Origin of the sequence: Allobosea sp. (genome assembly GCF_051860145.1) — a bacterium.
Classification (GTDB): Bacteria; Pseudomonadota; Alphaproteobacteria; order Rhizobiales; family Beijerinckiaceae; genus Allobosea.
In genome coordinates this window covers 40,529-56,149 of record NZ_JBHYEM010000018.1, presented here as the reverse complement: position 1 = coordinate 56,149, position 15,621 = coordinate 40,529, and the positions used below count along the sequence as shown (strand labels likewise).

Sequence of the window (15,621 nt, the reverse complement as noted above, 5' to 3'; positions counted from 1 at the left end):
GCGGATTGACGGACGCGCCGGCTGCGCCGAAGAGGGCAAGCCGGTCCTCGCATCAGCACCGACGCCATGGGCGTCGTCAAGCCGCAGGCGTCGAGACCGGCCGACAGGCCTGGGAGCAACGAGATGGGTCAGCAAGCCGCCGCTTCCTCCAGCCGGATCGTGATCGCGGGCGGCGGCGTCGCCGGGCTTACGCTGGCGCTCGCGCTGAGGCAGGCGCTGGGCGAGGGTTTCTCAGTCGTCCTGGCCGATCCGGCGCTGGCTGCCGCGCCGCGCGCCGATAATCGTGCCTATGCCGTCGCCGCGGCCGCCCGCAACATGCTCGACGCGCTCGGAATCTGGGAGAGGATCGCGGGTGGCGCCGCCGCCATGACCGAGATGGTGGTGACCGACAGCCGCAATCCCGACGTGGTGCGGCCGGTTTTCCTGACCTTCGACGGCGAGGTCGCGCCGGGACAGCCCTTTGCCCATATGGTCGAGAACGCGGCGCTGGTGACGGCGCTGCTCGATGCCTGCCGCGAGGCCAAGGTCGAGCTTCGGCCTATGGGCGTGCGCGGCTTCGAGGTTGCGCCCGAAAGCGTCCGGGTCACATTCGCGGATGGCGGCGAGGCCGCAGCCGCTCTGCTCGTCGCTGCGGACGGTGCGCGCTCGCGGCTGCGCGAGCGGGCCGGCATCGGCTGGGTCGGCTGGTCCTATGACCAGTCCGGCCTGGTGGCGACGCTCAGCCACGAACGGCCGCATGGCGGACGCGCCGTCGAGCATTTCCTGCCGTCGGGCCCTTTCGCGATCCTGCCGCTCGGCGATGGCGGCAGGCTCGGGCACCGCTCCTCGATCGTCTGGACGGAGCGCAAGGAGAATGTCGAGGCGCTGCTCTCGCTCGACGATGCCGACATGCTGGACGAGATCGAGCGCCGCTTCGGGCTGGAACTCGGGGAGCTGGCGCTGGAGAGCCCGGTCGTGGCGCTGCCGCTCGGTTTCGGCGTGGCGCGGCGCTTCGTCGGGGAGCGGCTGGCGTTGCTCGGCGACGCGGCCCATGTCATCCACCCGATCGCGGGGCAGGGGCTCAATCTCGGGCTGAAGGACGTCGCGGCGCTGGCCGAGGCCATCGTAGACGCGGCCCGCCTCGGGCTCGATCCTGGGTCGGAAGACGTGCTGGCGGGCTACGAGCAGGCGAGGCGCTTCGACACCGTCGCGATGGGCGCGGTGACCGACGGGCTCAACCGGCTGTTCTCGAATGATGCGACGCCGCTCAGGCTGGCGCGCGATCTCGGCCTCGGCCTGGTCGACCGGATGCCGGGGCTGAAGCGCTTCTTCATCCGCGAGGCCGCCGGGCTCGCCGGCAAGCCGCCGCGCCTGCTCAGGGGCGAGGCGCTGTAAGATCAGGCGTCATGCTCGGGCTCGACCCGAGCATCTCAGGCCGGTGAAGGCGCTGGCGGGTACTACCTCGTCATGAGATTCTCGGGTCTGCGCGGAGTTAATCCTTGGGCCGACCGAAGGTCGGACCCGAGGCTTCGCCCGAGAATGACGTGTGGCACTACCGAAGGCACTACCCTTCCAGCTGCCGCGCTTCCTCCGGCAGCATGATCGGGATGCCGTCGCGGATCGGATAGGCGAGCCTGGCGCTGCGGCTGATCAGCTCCTGCTTTGCGGCATCATATTCCAGCGTGCTCTTGGTCACCGGGCAAACCAGGATTTCGAGCAGTTTCGGGTCGATCCGCGTGGCGGGCACGTCGTTTTCGGTGTCGGTCATGGCTATATCCGTCAAAGGCTCTTGCGTGGCAGGTCGGCGAGCATGCCGGCCGCGACCATCAGCTTCGGCAAGGACAGGCCCGAGGTGGTGATGGCCGAGACGGTGGCGCGCGTACGGTCGGCCTCGGCGCCGCGCTCGGCCAGCCAGCCGTTGAGCGTGCCCGTGCCATTGGCGCCGGCGGCGATCTCCTGGGTCAGTCCGGCATGGGCGTCGACCAGGGTTTCGATCGCCCGGTCGCGGGCCATGCGCTCGTAATCGTCGGTGGCCGGCACCGACCCGGCCGAGATCGCGAGGCCGGACAGCCCGAAAGCCGAATCGGCTCCGAAATGAATCCGCGCGACCTCGGCGATCGGCCGGCCGGTCCGCTCGGCGATATCGACGATATCGGTCGCCTGGGCGAGTGCCGGCAGGCTGGCGATGCGGGTCGCAAGGGTCTCGGGCACTCCTTCGGAGACCAGCACGGTGATGCGGGCCGTACGCTCCCTGGCCGCCGCCTCGGGCAGCAGGCTATCGAGCTCGGATGCGAGCGCAGCGACGCCCTTGGCGTAATGCGTCACGGTCTGCTCGATCGTGCCCGGCTTGGCGACGCCCCGGCGCAGGAACCAGCCCATCCGGTCGGTGACGAGCTGCTGGGCGGCGGCATAGAGGCCGAGCTGGGTCTTGCCGGAGATTTTGGCGTCGAGCGCGTCGATCGCCCCGTTGAGCGCGATCAGGTCGAAGGAATCGCGGGCGATCGCATAGGCCGCCGCGATCTCGGGCGCCTCGGCGCGATGCTGGCCGGCCAGGATCGGCACGATCGCCGGGCCGCCGCGGTTGATGATGGCGTTGGCGAGCTGGGTCGCGACGATCTCGCGACGCAGCTTGTGGCCGGCGATCTCGGCCCCGTATTTGTCGCGCAAGGCCCTGGGGAAATAACGGATGAGCTCGCTGTTGAGATAGAGATCGTCCGGAACCGCCGATTCCAGCAAGGCGTCATGCAGCGCCAGCTTGGCATAGGCCAGCAGCACCGCGAGCTCGGGCCGGGTCAGCCCCTCGCCGCGCTTGCCGCGCTCGGCCAGGGCCATGTCGGTCGGGAGGAACTCGACCGAGCGGTCGAGCCGGCCTTCCGCTTCCAGCGAGAGCATCAGCCGGCGCAGCCCGGGCGTCGCCGCGGCGCCTTGCGCCTCGGTCAGCGAGAGGGCCAGGCTCTGCAGGTAATTGTTGCGCAGGACGAGCAGGCCGACCTCGTCGGTCATCTCGACCAGGAGGGCATTGCGCTTCTTCTCTGGCAGGGCGCCGGTGCGGACCGGACCCGCCAGCGCGATCTTGATGTTGACCTCGACGTCGGAGGTGTTGACGCCGGCGGAATTGTCGATCGCGTCGGTGTTCAGCTTGACGCCGCCCCGCGCCGCCTCGATGCGGCCGCGTTGGGTCGCGCCGAGATTGGCGCCTTCGCCGACGACGCGGGCGCGCAGGTCGGCGCCGGTGACCCGGATCGCGTCATTGGCGCGGTCGCCGACCTGGGCGTCGGTCTCGTCCGCGGCGCGGATATAGGTGCCGATGCCGCCGAACCAGAGCAAATCGACGCGCGCCTTCAGGATCGCCGTCATGACTTCGGGCGGCGTCGCCTCGGGCTTGTCGAGGTCGAGCAGCGTGCGCAGCGCGGCGCTGAGCGGGATGCTCTTGGCCTGGCGCGAGAAGATGCCACCGCCCTTCGAGATCAGGCTCTTGTCGTAGTCCTGCCAGGAAGAGCGCGGCAGATCGAACAGGCGCTGGCGCTCGGCGAGCGAGCTCTCCGGGTCGGGTTCGGGGTCGAGGAAGATGTCGCGATGGTCGAAGGCGGCGACGAGCTTGATCGCCGGCGAGAGCAGCATGCCGTTGCCGAAGACGTCGCCCGACATGTCGCCGACGCCGGCCACCGTGAAGGGCGTCGTCTGGATGTCGATGTCGATCTCGCGGAAATGGCGTTTCACGGCCTCCCAGGCGCCGCGCGCCGTGATGCCCATCTTCTTGTGGTCGTAGCCCTGCGAGCCGCCCGAGGCGAAGGCGTCGCCGAGCCAGTGGCCCTTCTCGATCGAGAGCGCGTTGGCGATGTCGGAGAAGGTCGCGGTGCCTTTGTCGGCGGCGACGACGAGATAGGGGTCGTCACCGTCATGGCGCACGGTGTCGACCGGTGGGATCACGGTCTCGCCGTCGAGATTGTCGGTGAGCTCGAGCAAGGTGCGCACGAAGATGCGGTAGCTCTCGGTGCCCTCGGCCAGCCAGGCCTGACGGTCGGAAGCCGGCGGCAACTGCTTCGGGAAGAAGCCGCCCTTGGCGCCGACCGGCACGATCACGGCGTTCTTGACCTGCTGCGCCTTGACCAGACCGAGAACTTCCGTGCGGAAATCCTGCGGCCGGTCGGACCAGCGCAGGCCGCCGCGGGCGACCTTGCCGAAGCGCAGATGCACGCCCTCGACGCGCGGTGAATAGACGAAGATCTCATAGAGCGGGCGCGGCAGCGGCAGCTCGTCGAGCCTGGCGCATTCGAATTTCAGCGAGATCGTGCTGCGCGGATGCCCATCGGGCCCGACCTGGAAGAAGTTGGTGCGCAAGGCGGCTTCGATCAGGTTGACGAAGCGACGCAGGATGCGGTCCTCGTCGAGGCTGGTGACGTCGTTGAGCGCGGTCTCGATGCGCTCGCGCTCGACGCTCATCGCCTTGTCGCGCTTGCCGGCGGGCAGGCGCGGATCGAATTTCGCGACGAAATAGGCGATCAGCCCCGAGGCGATGCCGGCATGGCGGGTCAGCACGTCGGCGATATAGCCCTGGGCATAGGGCGCGCCGACCTGCCGCAAATAGCGGCCGAGCGCGCGCAGCAGCGCCGCCTCGCGCCAGGCGAGCCCGGCGGCGAGGACGAGCTGGTCGAAACGATCCGATTCGGCGAGGCCGCGGAACTGCGCCATCAGCGCCGCCTCGATCGTCGGGTCGAGCCGGGCAACGTCGATCTCGCTGTTGTCGGCGCGCTCGAGCGTCATGTCGTGCAGCCAGACGCGCGAGTTCTTCGCGGAGGCCGCGGCAGCTGCGCCCGCTTGCGGCGTCAGGTTGAAGGTGCGCTCGTTGACGACGCGGAAGCCCATGTTCTCCAGCACCGGGACGCGGGCCGAGAGCGAGATCGGGGCGCCGCTGGAGAAGACCTTGAGATTGGCCCGGGTGTCGGGATCGCCCTCGCGCCGGTAGAGATTGACGGCGCGCGGCCGCTCGGCCGAGAGCTTCTGCAGCATGTCGATGTCTTCGAGCGCATCGACCGCGGAGAAGCGTTCGCGATAGGCGGCGCCGAAGGCCTCGACATAGCGCTCGGTCAGGGCGCGCGCGGCAGGGCCGGCCTTCTGCTCGTCGAGCACGTCCTTCAGCCCGTCGGCCCAGGTCCGCACGATGGCGGCGATGCCGGCCTCCAGCGTGGCGCGGTCGATCCTGGGCGTGCGGCCCTCGTCGCGGCCGATGATGTAATGCGTGCGCGCCAGCGGCCCGTCAGGATAGGCCGGATAGGCGGCCGACAGGCGGCCCTGGTAGATGCCGGCGAGGAATTCGCCGACGCGACGGCGAACCTGCGTGTCGTAACGCTCCTTCGGGATGAAGACGAGCACGGAGACGAAGCGGTCGAACTCGTCGACGCGGGCAAGCGCGCGAATGCGCGGTCGCTCGGTCAATTGCAGGATGTCGAGGGCGAAGCGCTCCAGCGTCTCGGTGTCGATCTGGAAGAGCTCGTCGCGCGGGAAGGCGTCGAGCACATTGAGCAAGGCGCGGCCGGAATAGCTCGCGGCGTCGAAGCCGGCGGCCTTGGCGACCCGCGCGACCTTGAGGCGCAGATAGGGGATGGCGCGGGCGCTGCCGGTATAGGCGTTCGAGGTCAAAAGGCCGACGATGCGCATCTCACCGTCGAGCCGCCCGTCCGGCGTGAACAGCTTGACGCCGACATAGTCGAGATGGACGCGGCGATGCACTAGGCTCTTGACGTTGGCCTTGGTGATGATCAGCGCCTGCGGCTTGGCGAGGAAGGCGCGGATCTCCGGCGTCATCACCACCATTTCGCGGTTCTTGCGCAGCACCCGCACCGAAGGGTCGCGCAGGATCCCGAGCCCGGAGCCGTCGATCGGGTCGGCCGCCGCATCGCCGCCCGGGAAGCGATAGGCACGGATGCCGAGCAGCGTGAAATTGTCGCCGGCGATCCATTCGAGGAACTGCAGCGCCTCGTTGACCTCGTCCTCGGGGAGCGGCGGCGGATTGGCGCGATAGGCCTGGATCACCTCGGTGATCCGGCCGCGCATCGCCGCCCAGTCGTCGACGGCGAGCCCGACATCGACATAGACGCGCTCGAGCCCGGCCTTCAGCCGCTCGCGCGCCTCGGGGGTGTCGATGCGGTCGAGATGGATATGGATCAGGCTTTCGCGGCGCGCCCCTTCCGGCGCCCTTCCGGCGGCCTCGCCGGCGAGCGAGACGAAGGCGCCCTTGGCATCGCGCACGACCGCGAGGATCGGGTGGGCGACGAGGCGCGGCTCGTAACCCTGGTCGGTCAGCTCGGCGAGCGTCGAATCGAGCAGGAAGGCGCGGTTGTCGTTGACGACTTCGAGAATGGTGATCTGGCGCTCGCGGCCGTCCTGGGTGAGCGATTCGTCCCGGAAGCGCAGATTGGGCGCGCCGGTGGCGCGCCTGGCGGTCAGGTGCTCATAGGCGGAGGCGGCGGCGCGGGCGAGCAGGTCGGCCGGCAGGGCGACAAGATCCTCGGCGACGACGCGGCCATAGAGCAGGCGCGGAAAATCCGCCGGCATGTCCGTCTTGATCCGGGAGGCTGCGGCCTCGATCGCGGCGATGGCCTCGCCCGTCGCACTCGTCACCCGCTTCGCCATTCCCCGACCCTCTGTTCTTTTGCCGCAGCGATGACATAGGCTGCGGCGCCTTTCAACTTTCGTCGCACCATGCGCCCGAGCAAGCGGATCGTGCCAGCATCCTGGCCGATTCTGTCGCAAGTTCAGGCTCATCGCCACAACGGAAACGGACAATGTCGAACAAGCATGACAAATCGAAGGTGGGGGAGGCTCCGGCCCGGCAGGACGAGCCGCCCAGGGTGATGGCGCTCAACCTGCCCCAGGCCACGCTATCGGCGGAGAATCAGGCCTATTTCGCCAAATGCCAGGAGAAGCTCGGCTTCATCCCCTATGTGCTGCTGGCCTATGCCCATGACGACGCCAAGCTCTCGGCCTTCGCCGCCTTCTATAACGACCTGATGCTCGGCCCGTCCGGCCTGTCGAAGCTGGAGCGCGAGATGATCGCGGTGGCGGTCTCGAGCGTGAACCGCTGCTATTACTGCCTGACCGCGCATGGCGCCGCGGTGCGCCAGCTCTCGGGCGATCCGGTGCTCGGCGAATTGATGGCGATGAACTATCGGGCGGCGGCGCTGTCGCGGCGGCATCGCGCCATGCTCGATTTCGCGGTCAAGCTCAGCGAATCGCCGCATCAGATCGAGGAGGAGGATCGCGAGGCCCTGCGCAAGGCCGGGTTCGGCGAGCGCGACATCTGGGATGTCGGCGCCGTCGCGTCCTTCTTCAACATGTCGAACCGGATGGCGTCGGCTGTCGATATGCGGCCGAACGCCGAATATCACGGGCAAAACCGCTGAAAAGGCCGGCGCGGCCAAAGAAAAACGGCCAGCGGAAACCGCCAGCCGTTAGGTAGCCTCGACTCGATTGGCCCGACCCCATGAGGCCCCGGGGGGCTGGGGGGCTGACGTATCCGGAACTCCATGAGACCGGGCCGTCGAGGCAACGATTGGAGTTGAGGCCTTCAACTTGGCCATGGCTTGACGTGTTCGCGGCGAAATTGCGGCGCGGCTTACGAAGGCGTGATCATCTCGCGGTGCCTTGCCAGCGCAGCATCGCGGGCGCATCATCATCCTTCCAGGAAAGAGCGGTTCGGCCTCGCCGGATCGCCGATCGGGAGGCGCGATGAGCGAAAGCGAAACTCCGCAATCGCAAGTGGCCGGGGCGGTGGTCGCCTTCCCCGGCCCGAGCAAGCCGGCGACGGTCACCTTCGATCGCCGTGAACTCTCCGAGCTCCTGAACCTCTACGGCCGGATGGTCGCCGCGGGCGAATGGCGCGACTACGCCATCGATTTCCTGAAGGACAAGGCGCAGTTCTCGGTCTATCGGCGCACCTCGGAGGTGCCGCTCTACCGGATCGTCAAGGATCCGGCGCTGGCCAAGCGGCAGGGCGCCTATTCGGTCGTGGCGGCGACGGGGCTGATCCTCAAACGCGGCCACGATCTCGCGCGCGTGCTGCGCGTGGTGGACAGGAAGCTGAGCGTCGTGAGCTGAGCCTCAGCGCGACGGCGGCGTGCGGTCGCCCTCGCCCAGATCCTTCTGCATCAGCATCTGGTCGAGCCAGCGGCCGTGCTTGTAGCCGACCGAGCGCGCGACGCCGACGAGATGAAACCCCGCCTGCTCGTGCAGCCGGCGCGATGCGGCCGAGGCGCCGGTGCCGTCACCGATGACCGCAATCATCTGGCGAAAGCCGCGCGCCTCGCAGGCGGCGATCAGCGCAGCGAGCAAGGCGCGGCCGAGGCCCATGCGCTGCGCCTGGCGTGCGAGATAGATCGAATCCTCGACCGTGCTGCGATAGGCCGGGCGCGGACGATAGGCGCCGGCATAGGCATAGCCCAGGATGTCCTCGCCACGGCTCGCGACCAGATAGGGATAACCATCGGCGACGAGGGCCTCGAAACGGCGCAGCATCTCGCCCGGCGAGGGCGGCTCGAGCTCCCAGGAGGCGGTGCCGTGCCGGACGGCGTCGGCATAGATCGCGGTGAGGACCGGGATGTCGTCAGGACGCGCGTCCCGAATTTCAACAGGGTTCATCCCCGAATGATGAACCGCTCCGGCCCCAAAAGAAAAGCCCCGGCCGCGAGGCCGGGGCTCGACCGGCCCACATGGGGCCGATCGCGTCAGGAGACCAGGCTCACTCGCGGTTGCCGAACAGCGAGAGCAGCATCTGGAACATGTTGACGAAGTTCAGATAGAGCGACAGCGCGCCGTTCACCGAGAGCTTCGCGGCCGATTCCGCGTCCAGGTCCGAATAGAGATACATCTCCTTCAGGCGCTGGGTGTCCCAGGCGGTCAGGCCGGCGAAGACGAGCACGCCGATCACCGAGATGCCGAAGGACAGGGCGCTGGAGGCCAGGAACAGGTTGACCACCGAGGCGATGATCAGGCCGATCAGGCCCATGATCAGGAAGGAGCCCATGCCCGAGAGCGACTTCTTCGTCGTGTAGCCGTAAAGGCTGATACCGCCGAAGGTCGCCGCCGTGATGAAGAACACCTTGGCAATCGACTCGCCGGTGAAGACGACGAAGATCGACGACAGCGAGATGCCCATCACCGCCGCGAAGGCGAAGAACATGGCGCGCGCCGAGGACGAGCTCATCTGCTCCGCCCGGAACGAGAAGAACAGGATGAAGGCAAGCGGGGCCAGCATCACCAGCCACTTGAGCGGGCTGGCATACAGGGCGGTGCCGAGCGGGGTCAGCGCGGTGACCTTGCCCGTGTCCGAATAGCCGGCGATGGCGAGAAAGCTGATGCCGATCGCGGCGAGGCCGGTGATGGCCAGGCCGATCGACATGTTGTTGTAGACGCCGAGCATGAACGAGCGCAGGCCCTGATCCATCTCGACGGCGCTGGTCTGCTGTGCGCGGCCGGCACCCCAGACTGGAGCATTGCGGTCGAAGTTGCTCATAGAGCGGTTCCCCTCAAAGGTGGCATCCGAGGCGGGTATCGCCTCCGCGATCCCCACCGTCGCGCAAAATCGTGGCGACAGCGGGAATATGAGGGGGAAGCGCCCGCCTTACAAGAGGCCGCCATGGTTAAGAGGACCGGCTGCATAGAAACGGAAGCCCGCTGCGATGCAATGTCGCGCCGATGTCATGTCTAGAATAGCGTGCCTCAGTGAAGTCGTCATAAATTCCGCAGATGAGAAGCTGGCGCTTTCGATAGTATTTTCAGCGTCCCGGCCAATCCGAACAGGACGGTAACGACAATCGCTGCAGTCGCTGCGAGGATTGCGCCGGTCGGATCGCCGACGAATTCTATCTTCATCACTTGCGTGACGACGCCCCAGCCCGCCAGGGCGCCCGCGACAACACCGAACAAAGCGGAGATGAAGCCTATTCCGGCATATTCGAGGGCGTACGACGAAAGTATAAAGCGGCGCGTCGCGCCGAGCGTTTTCAGGATCATCGCGTCGTAAAGTCGCGCGTGTTGCCCGGCCGCCAGCGCGCCGGCGAGCACCAGCAGGCTCGCGGCGATGGCCAGCGCGGAGGCGCCGCGAATCGCGGTGGCGAGCTGGCCGACGATGGTGTTGACCGCTTCCAGCGCGTCCTTGACCCGCACCGCCGTCACCGAGGGGAACTCGCTGGCGAGGCGTCGCAGCAGCGCCGCATCGGCGCTGGCGGGGTCGTCGTCATGGGCGGTCAGGGTCGCGAGATTGGTGTGCGGCGCACCGGCGAAGGCGTTGGGCGAGAACACCATGACGAAATTGATGCCGAGCGAGCGCCATTCGACCGTGCGCAGATTGGCGACGCGGGCGGTGATGTTGCGGCCGAGCACGTTGACGGTGATCGGGTCGCCGACCTTGAGTCCGAGGCCCGCCGCGATCGGTGCGTCGAAGGAGACGAGCGGCTCGCCGCGATAATCGGCGGGCCACCACTGCCCGGTCGTGATCCTGGAGCCCTCCGGCAGGGCGGCGGCATAGGTGATGCCGCGGTCGCCCTCGAGCACCCAGGCCGCCTGCTCGGAGGCCTTCACCTCCTCGGCCTTGACGCCGTTCAGGCTGACGATGCGCCCGCGCATCATCGGGACGCGCTCCAGCGTCGCGCCCGGTCGGGTCTCGGCGAGGAAGGCGTCGAAGCGTTCGCTCTGGGCATTGGGAATGTCGAGGAAGAAGAAGCTCGGCGCCTTTGCCGGCAAGGCCTGGGTCAATTGCCGGGTCAGGCTGACATCGATGAAGGCGAGCGCCGAGAGCAGGGCGACGCCGAGGCCGAGCGAGAGCACGAGCGAGGGCGTCAGCGCGCCGGGGCGGTGGGCATTGGCGAGCGCCATGCGCAGCGCCGGGTTGCGCGCCCGCGGGCTGCGCCGGGCGAGCGCCATCACGCCCATGGCGACCGTCCGCAGCAGCAGGAAGATGCCGGCGGCGACGCCGATATAGATCAGCGCGATGCGCCGGTCATAGGCGAAGGCGATGGCGACGCCGACGAGCCCGATCAGGGCGGCAGCGAAGACCGCGAGATAGATCGGCCGCGGCCGGCGCAGATCGGGCTCGACCTGGTCGCGGAACAGGGCCGAGACCGGCACGTCATGGGCGCGCCCGAGCGGCAGGATGACGAAGACGAGCGCGGTCAGCAGGCCGTAGAGCGCGGCGACGGCGAGTTCGCCCGGCGCCAAGGTCGGCTCGAAGGGCAAAGGCAGCAGATCGCGCAAGGCGTAGCCCAGCGCGTAGGGCGCGGCCGCGCCGAGCACGAGGCCGATCGCGATGCCGAAAGCCGCGACCAGCATGACCTCGGTCAGATGGATCGCGACGACATGGCCGCCGGTGGCGCCGATCGCCTTCAGGGTGGCGAAGTCGAGCTTCTTGGCCTCGACGAAGCGGCGCACCGCATTGGCGACGCCGACGCCGCCGACCAGCAGCGCGGTCAGGCCGACCAAGGTGAGGAACTGGGTGAAGCGCTCGAGATTGCGCTGGAAGCTCGGCGCTGCATTGGCGCGGGAGCGGATCTCCCAGCCGGCATCGGGCTGCTCGCGGCCGGCCGCCGCGATGAGCGTATCGAGGGCGGCATCGTCCGTCGCCGTCGCCGGCAGGACGACGCGATAGGTCCAGCGCACCAGGCTGCCGGGCTGGAGCAGGCCAGTGGCGCGCAAGGCGTCCTGCGAGAGCAGCAGGCGGGGCCCGAAGCCGACGCCCGCCGCGATCTTGTCCGGCTCCGAGCCGAGGCTGGCGCGCAGCTGGATGCGGGCGGCGCCGACCGAGATGGTGTCGCCGGGCTTCAGGTCGAGGCGGCCGAACAGGACCGGGTCGGCAATCGCGCCATAAGTCCCGTCGCGGAGGGCGAGCAGGTCGGAAACCGGCGCGGCCGGTTCGCTGACGACGTCGCCGATGCTCGGATAGGCGGCATCGACCGCCTTGATCTCGACCAGCGCCGCGCCCTTCTCGCCCGCATTGGCCATGCCGCGCATGGTGGCGATGCTCGAGAGCCTGCCGCGGGTTTCGAGGAAGGCGCGCTCGGCCTGGGTCGCCTCGCGATGGATCAGGCTGAAGGCCGCGTCGCCGCCGAGAATGCGCCGGCCTTCGCGATTGAGCCCCTCGGTCAGGCCGCGCGAGGCGGAGGCGACGGCGGCGATCGCCATGACGCCGAGCGCCAGGCAGGCGATGAAGACGCCGAAGCCGCGCATTCCGCCGCGCAGGTCGCGCCAGGCGAGCCGGAATGCGAGCGCCGGCCCGAAAGCGCGGTTGGACATGGGCGCGGCGGCGGGTCTGACGGGAGCGTGCATGGCTCAGGCCACGGCCATGTCGGCATCGAGCTCGATCCGCCCGGCACGCAGGCGGACGGTGCGGTCGCAGGCGGCGGCGAGCGACAGGTCGTGGGTGACGAGCACCAGCGTCGCACCGCGTTCGCGCCGCAGCGCGAAGATCAGGTCGACGATCGAGCGACCGGTGCTTTCGTCGAGGTTTCCGGTCGGCTCGTCGGCGACGAGGATCGCCGGATCGGGCGCGACGGCGCGGGCGATGGCGACGCGCTGCTGCTCGCCGCCCGAGAGCTGGGCCGGATAATGGTCCATGCGGTCGCCGAGCCCGACATTGCGGAGCTCGGCCTCGGCCCGGGCGAAAGCGTCGTCCGCCCCCGCGAGCTCGAGCGGCAGCGCGACATTTTCACGCGCCGTCATGGTCGGGACGAGGTGGAAGGACTGGAAGACGATGCCGATATTGCGGCCCCGGAAGACGGCGAGGCCGTCCTCTCCGAGCTGGCCGAGATCCTGTCCGGCGACGCGGACCAGTCCGGAATCGGGGCGCTCCAGCCCGGCCATCGTCATCAGCAAGGTCGACTTGCCCGAGCCCGAGGGACCGACCAGTCCGGTCGCCTCGCCCGATGCCAGTGACAAGGAAACGCCCTTCAGGATATGGACGCGGGCGGCTGCACGCCCCAAACTAAGCTGGACATCCCGCAATTCGATAGCCGGGGCAGACTTCTCGCTCATCGCCACATGATCCTGACTTCAAGACAATCGACCACGCCCGCTCGCTTCGCTTCGCGCTCCGAGCGGGACGTCACCTCATCGCGCCCCGCCGCCCGATATGGGCGCGGCCTTGCGCTTGTCCAATCTCTGGCGGCGTTTTTCTGGCTGGCGTTCGCGCCCGCCCTCCTGGTTTCCGTCATGGCCCAAGGTTCCGTCATGGCCCAGACCCCGCCCCAAACGCAGCCGCTCAAGCTCGTCGCGCTCGGCGACAGCCTGAGCGCGGGTTACATGCTGCCGGCCAATGCCGCCTTCCCCGCGGTGCTGGAGCAAGCCTTGCGCCAGAAGGGCATCGCGGTCGAGATCGCCAATGCCGGCGTCTCCGGCGACACCGCCCAGGGCGGGCTGGATCGGCTCGACTGGTCGGTGCCGGACGGGACGGACGGCGTCATCCTCGAGCTCGGCGCCAATGACGCGCTGCGCGGCTTCGACCCGGCCGCGACGGAGAAGGCGCTGGACGAGATCATCACGCGGCTGAAGGCACGCGGCATCAAGGTGCTGCTCGCGGGGATGTACGCGCCGCGCAATCTCGGCCCGGACTATGCCGGCCGCTTCGACGGGCTGTTCAAGGCGCTCGCGGAGAAACACGATCTCGTGTTCTATCCGTTCTTCCTCGACGGCATCGCCGGCGAGCGGGCGCTCAACCAGGCCGACCTGCTGCATCCCACCGCGGAGGGCGTGCGGGTCGTCGTCGAGCGCATCCTGCCGACGGTCGAGCGTTTCCTGGAGACGCTGCGCGCCAAGTCCTGATCGCTCCCGGTCGCGCCGCCAGCCGGCCCGAAAATCGCTTCCCGCTTCATGGGCGCCGCTGCGCGCCGACTTCCGGAGATGCTTCGTCATGCAATACCGCCGTCTCGGGCGCACCGATCTCAAGGTCTCGGTGATCTGCCTCGGAACCATGACCTGGGGCCAGCAGAACAGCGAGGCCGAAGGCCATGAGCAGATGGACTACGCGCTCGACCAGGGCGTGAACTTCTTCGACACGGCCGAGATGTACGCGATCCCGCCCAAGGCGGAGACGCAAGGCTCGACCGAGCGCATCATCGGCAGCTGGTTCAAGGCGAGGGCGAACCGCGACAAGGTGATCCTCGCCTCCAAGGTCGTCGGCCGCTCGGCCAATGACTGGTTCCGCGACGACGGCGGACCGACCCGGGTCAACCGCAAGCAGATCTTCGAGGCCGTCGACAAGAGCCTGAAGCGGCTGCAGACCGATTATATCGACCTCTACCAGCTGCATTTCCCCGAGCGCGCCATGCCCTGGGGTTCGAATCCGACGCGCTTCAGCAAGGCGGCCTATGAGCCGCCGGAGGACGAGACGCCGATCGCCGAGCAGCTCGACGCCTTCGGCGAGATCGTCAAGGCCGGCAAGATCCGCCATCTCGGCCTCTCGAACGAGAGCGCCTGGGGCACGATGAGCTTCCTCGCCGAATCGAAGGTCGCCGGCCGTCCCCGCGTGCAGTCGATCCAGAACGCCTACAGCCTGCTGAACCGCACCTTCGAGACGGCGCTGGCCGAGGTGGCGATGCGCGAGCATGTCGGGCTCTTGGCCTATTCGCCGCTGGCCCAGGGCTATCTCACCGGCAAATATCTCGACGGAGCGCGGCCCGCCGGCGCCCGCACGACGCTGTTCGACCGTGGCCAGCGCTACGAGACGCCGGGTTCGGAGACCGCGATCACGCGCTATGTCGCGCTCGCCCGGGAAGCCGGCCTCGATCCGGCGCAGATGGCGCTCGCCTTCGTCAATTCGCGGCCCTTCGTTACCGCCAACATCATCGGGGCGACGACGATGGAACAATTGAAGACGGATATCGGTTCGATCGGTATCGTCCTGTCGGCGGAGCTGGAGGCGAAGCTCGACGCGATCCACCAGGAAGTCGGAAACCCCTGCCCCTGAAGCCTATGTGCCCGATGGCGCCCGGACGGAGCGAGGGCTGTGGACGATGCGCCACGGCTCTCGGCTACCGTCTCGCCAGAGTCACAAAAACTTGGCACTGATTCGCACATGCCGAGGCTGTTCACAGCTCTGGAGATACCGGCCGAGGTCGCCTCGGCTCTGACGCTGCACCGGGGCGGGCTGGTCGGAGCGCGCTGGATCGAGCCGGCCGACTACCACATCACCCTGCGCTTCGTCGGCGATGTCGACCGCCGCATGGCGCATGACGTCGACAGTTTCCTCGGCGACCTGCAGACCCAGCCGGTCGAGATCACGCTCGACGCGCTGGGCAGCTTCGGCGGCGACCGGCCGCGCGCGGTCTTCGCCCGGGCCCAGCCGAGCCGGCAGCTCACCGAGCTGCAAACCGATATCGAGCGCCTGATGCGGCGGCTCGGCCTGCCGCCGGAGGCTCGCAAGTTCGTGCCGCATGTGACGCTGGCGCGCCTGCGCGACACCTCGCCGATCGAGGTCGCGCAATATCTGGCGTTGCATCCGATCGTGCGGCCGATCAGCTTCACCGCCCGGCGCTTCGCGCTGATGTCGTCGCGCGATTCGATCGGCGGCGGGCCCTATGTCCTGGAGGCGGCCTATCCGCTCGGCCCGAGCTATCCGAACCGGCTGCACCGAACCGATTTCCAGCGGAGATGACC

At 68.4% G+C, this 15,621-nt stretch carries 12 protein-coding genes; 6 read left to right on the top strand and 6 right to left on the bottom strand.

The features are described 5' to 3' along the window. The first annotated feature begins 123 nt into the window (after window positions 1-123). Window positions 124-1,374 carry a ubiquinone biosynthesis hydroxylase gene (locus tag ACTIF2_RS22305; protein WP_439499318.1) on the top strand — a complete coding sequence of 417 codons (1,251 nt, stop codon included), beginning with the start codon at window positions 124-126 and terminating at the stop codon, window positions 1,372-1,374. A 169-nt stretch (window positions 1,375-1,543) separates the two neighbouring features. Here ACTIF2_RS22305 and ACTIF2_RS22300 read toward each other — a convergent pair whose 3' ends face one another. Both ACTIF2_RS22300 and ACTIF2_RS22295 read right to left on the bottom strand, forming a co-directional pair. Beyond that, a complete protein-coding gene (locus tag ACTIF2_RS22300) occupies window positions 1,544-1,747 on the bottom strand; it encodes a Trm112 family protein (RefSeq protein ID WP_439499317.1) in 204 nt (67 codons plus the stop codon). A gap of 11 nt (window positions 1,748-1,758) precedes the next feature. Further along, entirely contained in the window at window positions 1,759-6,612 is a 4,854-nt protein-coding gene (locus tag ACTIF2_RS22295) for an NAD-glutamate dehydrogenase (protein ID WP_439499316.1), read from the bottom strand. 221 nt (window positions 6,613-6,833) lie between these two features. Between ACTIF2_RS22295 and ACTIF2_RS22290 the strand changes: the two genes are divergently transcribed. Then, the gene (locus tag ACTIF2_RS22290; protein WP_439499362.1) at window positions 6,834-7,382 is read left to right on the top strand and encodes a peroxidase-related enzyme; all 549 of its coding nucleotides are present in this window, start codon (window positions 6,834-6,836) and stop codon (window positions 7,380-7,382) included. Between the two features lie 325 nt (window positions 7,383-7,707). Then, window positions 7,708-8,076 carry a DUF2794 domain-containing protein gene (locus ACTIF2_RS22285; RefSeq protein WP_439499315.1) on the top strand — a complete coding sequence of 123 codons (369 nt, stop codon included), beginning with the start codon at window positions 7,708-7,710 and terminating at the stop codon, window positions 8,074-8,076. A 3-nt stretch (window positions 8,077-8,079) separates the two neighbouring features. Here ACTIF2_RS22285 and ACTIF2_RS22280 read toward each other — a convergent pair whose 3' ends face one another. The 4 genes from ACTIF2_RS22280 to ACTIF2_RS22265 form a co-directional block, all read right to left on the bottom strand. Then, a complete protein-coding gene (locus tag ACTIF2_RS22280) occupies window positions 8,080-8,616 on the bottom strand; it encodes a GNAT family N-acetyltransferase (RefSeq protein WP_439499314.1) in 537 nt (178 codons plus the stop codon). 100 nt (window positions 8,617-8,716) lie between these two features. Next, window positions 8,717-9,490: a Bax inhibitor-1/YccA family protein gene (locus ACTIF2_RS22275; protein WP_439499313.1), complete on the bottom strand. Its 774-nt coding sequence runs from the start codon at window positions 9,488-9,490 to the stop codon at window positions 8,717-8,719. A gap of 218 nt (window positions 9,491-9,708) precedes the next feature. Further along, entirely contained in the window at window positions 9,709-12,297 is a 2,589-nt protein-coding gene (locus tag ACTIF2_RS22270; protein ID WP_439499312.1) for an ABC transporter permease, read from the bottom strand. A 3-nt stretch (window positions 12,298-12,300) separates the two neighbouring features. Then, window positions 12,301-13,002, bottom strand: coding sequence for an ABC transporter ATP-binding protein (locus tag ACTIF2_RS22265; protein WP_439499311.1), 702 nt, complete (start codon window positions 13,000-13,002; stop codon window positions 12,301-12,303). A 177-nt stretch (window positions 13,003-13,179) separates the two neighbouring features. On the opposite strand from ACTIF2_RS22265, the gene ACTIF2_RS22260 reads away from it, so the two are divergent. The 3 genes from ACTIF2_RS22260 (at window position 13,180) to thpR (ending at window position 15,619) form a co-directional block, all read left to right on the top strand. Continuing rightward, window positions 13,180-13,788, top strand: a complete 609-nt coding sequence (locus ACTIF2_RS22260; protein ID WP_439499310.1) for an arylesterase — start codon at window positions 13,180-13,182, stop codon at window positions 13,786-13,788. 88 nt (window positions 13,789-13,876) lie between these two features. After that, window positions 13,877-14,932, top strand: coding sequence for an aldo/keto reductase (locus tag ACTIF2_RS22255; RefSeq protein WP_439499309.1), 1,056 nt, complete (start codon window positions 13,877-13,879; stop codon window positions 14,930-14,932). A 108-nt stretch (window positions 14,933-15,040) separates the two neighbouring features. Further along, complete coding sequence (gene thpR, locus ACTIF2_RS22250; RefSeq protein WP_439499308.1) at window positions 15,041-15,619, top strand: RNA 2',3'-cyclic phosphodiesterase; 579 nt, start codon at window positions 15,041-15,043, stop codon at window positions 15,617-15,619. Window positions 15,620-15,621 lie beyond the last annotated feature (2 nt).

What these genes read in the sequence shown, in the direction of transcription:
- ACTIF2_RS22305 (WP_439499318.1), top strand. Translation starts at nt 124, where the DNA reads ATGGGTCAGCAAGCCGCCGCTTCCTCCAGCCGGATCGTGATCGCGGGC.
- ACTIF2_RS22300 (WP_439499317.1), bottom strand. Translation starts at nt 1,747, where the DNA reads ATGACCGACACCGAAAACGACGTGCCCGCCACGCGGATCGACCCGAAA.
- ACTIF2_RS22295 (WP_439499316.1), bottom strand. Translation starts at nt 6,612, where the DNA reads ATGGCGAAGCGGGTGACGAGTGCGACGGGCGAGGCCATCGCCGCGATC.
- ACTIF2_RS22290 (WP_439499362.1), top strand. Translation starts at nt 6,834, where the DNA reads ATGGCGCTCAACCTGCCCCAGGCCACGCTATCGGCGGAGAATCAGGCC.
- ACTIF2_RS22285 (WP_439499315.1), top strand. Translation starts at nt 7,708, where the DNA reads ATGAGCGAAAGCGAAACTCCGCAATCGCAAGTGGCCGGGGCGGTGGTC.
- ACTIF2_RS22280 (WP_439499314.1), bottom strand. Translation starts at nt 8,616, where the DNA reads ATGAACCCTGTTGAAATTCGGGACGCGCGTCCTGACGACATCCCGGTC.
- ACTIF2_RS22275 (WP_439499313.1), bottom strand. Translation starts at nt 9,490, where the DNA reads ATGAGCAACTTCGACCGCAATGCTCCAGTCTGGGGTGCCGGCCGCGCA.
- ACTIF2_RS22270 (WP_439499312.1), bottom strand. Translation starts at nt 12,297, where the DNA reads ATGCACGCTCCCGTCAGACCCGCCGCCGCGCCCATGTCCAACCGCGCT.
- ACTIF2_RS22265 (WP_439499311.1), bottom strand. Translation starts at nt 13,002, where the DNA reads ATGAGCGAGAAGTCTGCCCCGGCTATCGAATTGCGGGATGTCCAGCTT.
- ACTIF2_RS22260 (WP_439499310.1), top strand. Translation starts at nt 13,180, where the DNA reads ATGGCCCAAGGTTCCGTCATGGCCCAGACCCCGCCCCAAACGCAGCCG.
- ACTIF2_RS22255 (WP_439499309.1), top strand. Translation starts at nt 13,877, where the DNA reads ATGCAATACCGCCGTCTCGGGCGCACCGATCTCAAGGTCTCGGTGATC.
- thpR (WP_439499308.1), top strand. Translation starts at nt 15,041, where the DNA reads ATGCCGAGGCTGTTCACAGCTCTGGAGATACCGGCCGAGGTCGCCTCG.